Here is a 6,251-nt window from a genome sequence, read left to right as displayed (position 1 = left end):
TAGATTTCTTTGTGTTAAAATGAGTGTGTGACATGAAGATTCTCTCCTTATACTATGTTGTGGTGACTTAAGTATAACGAATCTTCATGTCTTTTTTTAGTGTTGCGTTTCATCTTACAACACACCTAAAAATTTAATCAAATAAGTTCGTCGTTTCATGAATACTTAAATATTCATCCTGTCCTATAATCAAATGATCTAAAACATTGATCCCCATTAACTCACCGCAAGCAATCATTCGCCTCGTAAAGTGCAAATCAGCTGGACTTGGCTGAGTGTCTCCACTTGGATGATTATGAGCGATGATAATTCGAGCAGTTGGATACTTTACCGCTTCTTTGAAAATTTCCCTCGGGTGCGCGACAGAGCTATTTACGCTTCCAATAAAGATGGTCCGCTTCTTAATGATTTCATTTTTAGTATTGAGAAACAAGACGACGAGATGTTCTTGGTGTAAATCAGCCATTTCTGTAATTAGCCATTCACCAGCTGACCGGGTTGATACAATGTGTCCATACTTTGGCACTGCACTGGTCGCAATCCGGTAACCTAATTCAATCGCAGCTTTCAGTTCAATGGCTTTCACTGGACCGACACCTTTGACTTGTTGAAACTCTTCAATGCTTGAATGTTTTAATTCATTTAAATTTTGAAAGTGATCGATAAATCGCAAGGCAAGATTGAGTACATTTTCTTCCCGCGTCCCTGTCCTAAACAATATTGCTAATAATTCCTGATCTGACAAAGCTTTTTCACCATAAGTCAGTAATCTTTCCCTCGGTTGCAAATCTTTTGGAACTTCTCGAATAAATGATTTTGAAATGTTCATAAAAAATACCTCCTTTTTGTGTATATATATAAATACGCAAAAAAGAGGCATTTCCATTATTTAATTTTCACTTTTTTTAAAAATAATTGTCTCACATCTGAAACAAAGTACAATGAACCTGTAACTAATAGGATTCTTTCCTTGGTCTCATCAGCTTCCTCAACAAATTCTAAAAGAAAACTTTGCCAGTCCTCAACCATCTCAAAAGAAGTATCAAGTAACTCATCTGCTAACTCTTCAAAATCATCAATCGACATCGCTTTTCGATGATCGAATTGAGTTAAATAAAGATTATCAGCTTCAAAGGATTGTAATATTGGCAATTGCTCATCTTGATTTTTTGTTGATAAGCCTGCATACAAAATAGTGATTTCTTTATCATAGAAATATTCATCGACCAATGATTTTAGAGCAGTTAAACCATGCGCATTATGAGCACCGTCGATATAAATAATTGGGTTTTCCGAAATTTTCTCCATTCGGGCCATCCATTTTGTATGTTTTAACGCATAAGCAGCATCTTCAAAATTAATGTACTGACCGTGATGTGACATCCAAGCAATAAATGCTTTTAAGGCAATTGTAGCATTATCTATTTGATAACGTCCTAGCATTGTAATTTGCCAATTTCGAACATGTTTTTGACCGTCAACGACTTGCCAAAAGTCAAATGATGATCCATTTTCTTTTAAGTTTTGGATATTGTCAAAACCATAATCGACATCAAATTTCACATGCGAACCGTTCATTAATTTTGCACGCTCACTTACGACATTTAAGGGAGAGGCTTGGATGGGACCAGTGACTACAATCGATTTCTCTTTAATAATCCCTGACTTTTCAGTAGCTACTGCTTCAACAGTATCTCCCAATAAATCTTCATGATCTAATCCAATTGTAGTTAATATCGCTAAATCAGCTTTAAATACATTGGTACAATCATTTTCCCCACCAATACCTACTTCAATTAAACAAACATCTGGTTGTTTTTCCTGGAAGTACAAAGCCATCATGACAGTATATAGTTCAAAGAAAATTAAACGTCCATATTCAGTTGTTTCCATATATTCATTGACTTCAACCATTTGTTCGATAATTCGAATTAAATCATCATCACTAATATTTTCGCCATTGTAACTGATTCTTTCGTTAAATCGCATAATGTGTGGTGATGTAAATGTTCCAACAGCTAGTCCTTGGCTTAATAACAATTCTTTAAGAAAAGTGGTTGTTGATCCTTTACCATTCGTTCCAGTTATATGAATAACTGGAAGTCCTAGGTGTGGATTATTAACATAGTTCATTGCTGTTTCAATTTTCTTAAGTCCAATTCTTTGTTTAGGATTTTTATGTGCATCTAGCCAAGCCGTTGCTTGTTCGACAGTAGTAAATTTCATTTTATAATCAAGACTCCCCGTTAATATAATTCGAATATTAACTCCCCTGAAAATAATACTCCTTGTTCATTGCCCAATTGTTTCTTTTAGGGAATACTCGTTGTTTTTTATAGTGCTTTTAATTCTGCAATTCTTTCGGTAACTGCAGTTAATTGTTTGTTATAGTCTGCTTCTTTAGCACGTTCTTCATTTACAACGGCTTCAGGAGCTTTTTTAACAAAGTTTTCGTTACCTAATTTTTTAACTAAACGTTCAACTTCTTTTTCTAGTTTAGCTTTCTCTTGTTCAAGACGTTTGATTTCGTCTTCAATCTTAATTAAGCCCTCTAATGGCATTAAGATTTGCGCGAATGGTAAAGTTTGTGTTACAACCTCACTTGGTGTTTCAACTTCGCTACCAATTTCTAAATGCTCTGGGTTACAGAATCGGTGAATATAAGCAATGTTATCTTCTAATACGTTACGATCTGATTCGTCTGTTACTTTGATGTATAAATCAACCGCTTTTGAAAGTGGTGTATTCATCTCATTACGAATTTGACGAACTGAGCGAATAATATCAATTAATTTCGTCATTGCTTCTTCACTATCTTTGTCAATGAACTTATCTTGTACAGTTGGATAGTTTGATACAACAATTGACTCGTCTGCGGGAGCAATTTGTTGCCAAATTTCTTCAGTCACGAATGGCATAATTGGATGTAATAGACGTAAGAATTGGTCTAGAACATATACTAAAATACTTTTCGTTGTTGTATTGTCTGTACTATCATCTTGTAAGTTTTCTTTTGTCATTTCGATGTACCAGTCACAGTAATCATCCCAAATAAAGTGGTATAGTATACGACCAGCTTCACCGAATTCGAATTTATCGAATAAGCGAGTAACATTTTCTGTTACGGTTTGTAAACGTGATAAGATCCAACGATCCGCTAAGGTCATATCATCACCAATCTGAACTTCATCAAGCGTCATATCATCCACATTCATTAATACATAACGACTTGCGTTCCATATCTTATTAATAAAGTTCCATGCTGATGATAGTTTTTCTGGAATATAACGAACATCTTGCCCTGGCGCTGAACCATTCGCTAAGAACCAACGTAATGCATCCACACCATACTCTTCAATTACGTCCATTGGATCAATTCCGTTACCTAAAGATTTACTCATCTTACGTCCTTCAGGGTCACGAATTAAACCATGCATTAAAACATTCTTAAACGGTCTTTCACCAGTAAATTCTAATGATTGGAAGATCATACGACTTACCCAGAAGAAGATGATATCATATCCAGTTACTAGCGTATTTGTTGGGAAGTAACGTTTAAGATCGTCAGTTTCTTCTGGCCAACCCATCGTTGAAAATGGCCATAATGCAGATGAGAACCAAGTATCTAATACGTCTTCATCACGTTCCCAGTTTTCGATATCTGATGGTGCTTCTTCACCAACATATACTTCATTTGTTTCTTTATGGTACCAAGCTGGAATTTGATGTCCCCACCATAATTGACGTGAGATAACCCAGTCATGAACATTCTCCATCCAAGTAATAAATGTATCATTAAATCTTGGTGGGAAGAATTCTACCGCATCATCAGTCTTTTGATTATCGATCGCTTGTTTAGCTAAAGGTTCCATTCTTACGAACCATTGAGTTGAAAGATATGGTTCTACAACAGCCCCACTTCTTTCAGAGTGTCCTACAGAGTGTAGGTGTTCTTCAACTTTAATTAAGTAACCTTGTTCTTTTAAGTCTTTAACTACTTCTTTACGTGCTTGGAAACGGTCCATGCCTTCGTATTTTCCACCGTTAGCATTAATTGATCCATCTTTATGCATCACATTTAGACGTTCTAAGTCATGACGATTTCCTACTTCAAAGTCATTAGGATCATGCGCTGGTGTAATCTTAACAACACCTGTTCCGAACTCGCGTTCCACGTATTCATCGGCTACAACTGGTATTTCACGGTCCATTAGTGGTAATAGAACAGTCTTACCGATTAAGTGTTGGTAACGTTCATCTTCAGGGTGAACCGCAATTGCAGTATCTCCTAACATCGTCTCAGGACGAGTTGTCGCAATTTCTACACGCTCATCTGAGCCAACAACTGGATATTCAACATGGTAGAATGCCCCTTGAACATCTTTATGGATAACTTCAATATCTGATAAAGCTGTTTGTGCTACTGGATCCCAGTTAATGATATATTCACCGCGGTAAATTAAATCTTTCTCGTATAATTTAACGAAGACTTTATTAACCGCTTTGTTTAAGCCATCATCTAGGGTGAATCTTTCACGAGAGTAATCAACAGATACCCCCATTTTTCCCCATTGTTCACGAATGTGTGAAGCATACTCTTCTTTCCATTCCCATGTTTTTTCTAAGAATTTCTCACGACCTAAGTCATGTCTTGAAACACCTTGTTCACGTAATCTTGCTTCAACTTTTGCTTGAGTTGCGATTCCGGCGTGGTCCATTCCTGGTAACCATAACGTATCGTAACCTTGCATACGTTTTTGACGGATAATCATATCTTGTAAAGTAACGTCCCAAGCATGTCCTAAATGAAGTTTACCTGTCACGTTAGGAGGTGGAATAACGATTGAATAAGGTTCTGCATTCGGATCCTCACTCGGTTTAAAAACACCCTTTTCTAGCCATTGTTCATATTTGCCCGTTTCAACTTCTTGCGGTTGGTACTTAGTTGATAATACTTTTTTACTCATTATGTCAATCCTTTCTAAGTATAATTATTTTTAGTATGCATTATTAAATCGTATCACTTTATTTTTCTCACAAAAAAAGTCCTATGTCTGAACATAGGACGACGTTATCGTGGTACCACCTAATTTAATGATTACTCATTCTCTTTGTTCGTATCGAAGTGTCATCTCCGTAAAGCACTCAAAAATATCTTCGCACTTTATTGCTCCAAGCTACCTTCATCAACATTAGGAACTTTCACCGATTGTTCCCTCTCTGTAGTGTGCTGTCGATTACTCTTCTCTTCTTAGCAATGTATTAAAATATAGACATAGTGTATCAAATCTTACTACATTCTACAAGTAGCCGACGGCTCATTTTACACAGTTTATTCAACTTAGTTTAACTCAATTTGGTTAAATACATTTGATAAACTGTCTTCGAAAGTTAAAGCCCCTTGTTGACCCGCTTGAATGATTGTTTTATTAATAACCACTAAATATTCGCCACCAAAATAATTTACTAAACCAGCAGCAGGATATACGACTAAAGAAGTTCCTCCAATGATTAGCATGTCTGCTTCTTGAATAGCTTTAATCGCATGATTGAGAATATCTTGATCTAAACCTTCTTGGTACAAGACAATATTCGGTCGAACGATTCCTTGATCATCCGGGCATCTTGGAATGCCATCAGCATCTCTTTCTAACTCTGAAATTGTAAATTCTCGATGACATTTTAGACAATAATTTTCTCTCACCGTTCCATGCAGTTCATAGACTGTCGTACTTCCCGCATCTTGATGCAAGCCGTCAATGTTTTGTGTAATGACTGTGACGTCTTTATTCAACTTTTCTAAATCAGCAATAAATTGATGCGTTGAATTTGGTTTTGCATCAGGATAAATTAATTTATCAAAGTAAAAATCAAAGAAAACTTTAGGATGCTGTTGAAAGAATGAGTGCGAAATAATTTCTTCGGGTGAATATTGGTAACCGGTCTCTTGAACAAAGATTCCTTCTGCCGAACGAAAATCTGGAATCCCACTTTCAGTCGATACACCTGCCCCACCAAAGAAGACGATACGCTTTGAATCTTTTATTTGTTGTTGTAACTTTTCAATATTATTCATAATAGCCTCCTGATGTCATTGTTAATATTCATATTACTAAAAAACTCTTTATTTTTCATACAAATGACTTTGCTGAAAAATAAAGGTTCATGAATTTTTGATGTTGGTGGACCGAGGAGCCAGGTGACGCAGTCACCTTGGCTCTTTTTTTATTCCTATGTTTAAGTGTCTCTCT

Annotated in this window: 4 protein-coding genes and 1 other annotated feature; all 4 genes read right to left on the bottom strand. The window is 36.0% G+C overall.

Annotated elements, in window-relative coordinates:
- Positions 1-133: 133 nt before the first annotated feature.
- Positions 134-829 (bottom strand): DNA repair protein RadC, encoded by a 696-nt coding sequence (gene radC, locus ACEN31_RS10825; protein WP_407109413.1) that lies wholly within the window; start codon positions 827-829, stop codon positions 134-136.
- A gap of 56 nt (positions 830-885) precedes the next feature.
- Entirely contained in the window at positions 886-2,226 is a 1,341-nt protein-coding gene (locus ACEN31_RS10820; RefSeq protein ID WP_407094622.1) for a bifunctional folylpolyglutamate synthase/dihydrofolate synthase, read from the bottom strand.
- 107 nt (positions 2,227-2,333) lie between these two features.
- Positions 2,334-4,970 carry a valine--tRNA ligase gene (locus ACEN31_RS10815; protein WP_407109414.1) on the bottom strand — a complete coding sequence of 879 codons (2,637 nt, stop codon included), beginning with the start codon at positions 4,968-4,970 and terminating at the stop codon, positions 2,334-2,336.
- An 88-nt stretch (positions 4,971-5,058) separates the two neighbouring features.
- Positions 5,059-5,262 (bottom strand) — a binding site (T-box leader).
- Positions 5,263-5,341: 79 nt separating this feature from the next.
- Complete coding sequence (locus tag ACEN31_RS10810) at positions 5,342-6,076, bottom strand: NAD-dependent protein deacylase (RefSeq protein ID WP_197105340.1); 735 nt, start codon at positions 6,074-6,076, stop codon at positions 5,342-5,344.
- Positions 6,077-6,251: the final 175 nt, after the last annotated feature.

The organism is Ruoffia sp. FAM 26255 (assembly GCF_045528525.1).
Taxonomy (GTDB): Bacteria; Bacillota; Bacilli; order Lactobacillales; family Aerococcaceae; genus Ruoffia; species Ruoffia tabacinasalis.
The sequence above is the reverse complement of the archived record's forward strand: the minus strand, read 5'-3'. Positions and strand labels throughout refer to the sequence as shown.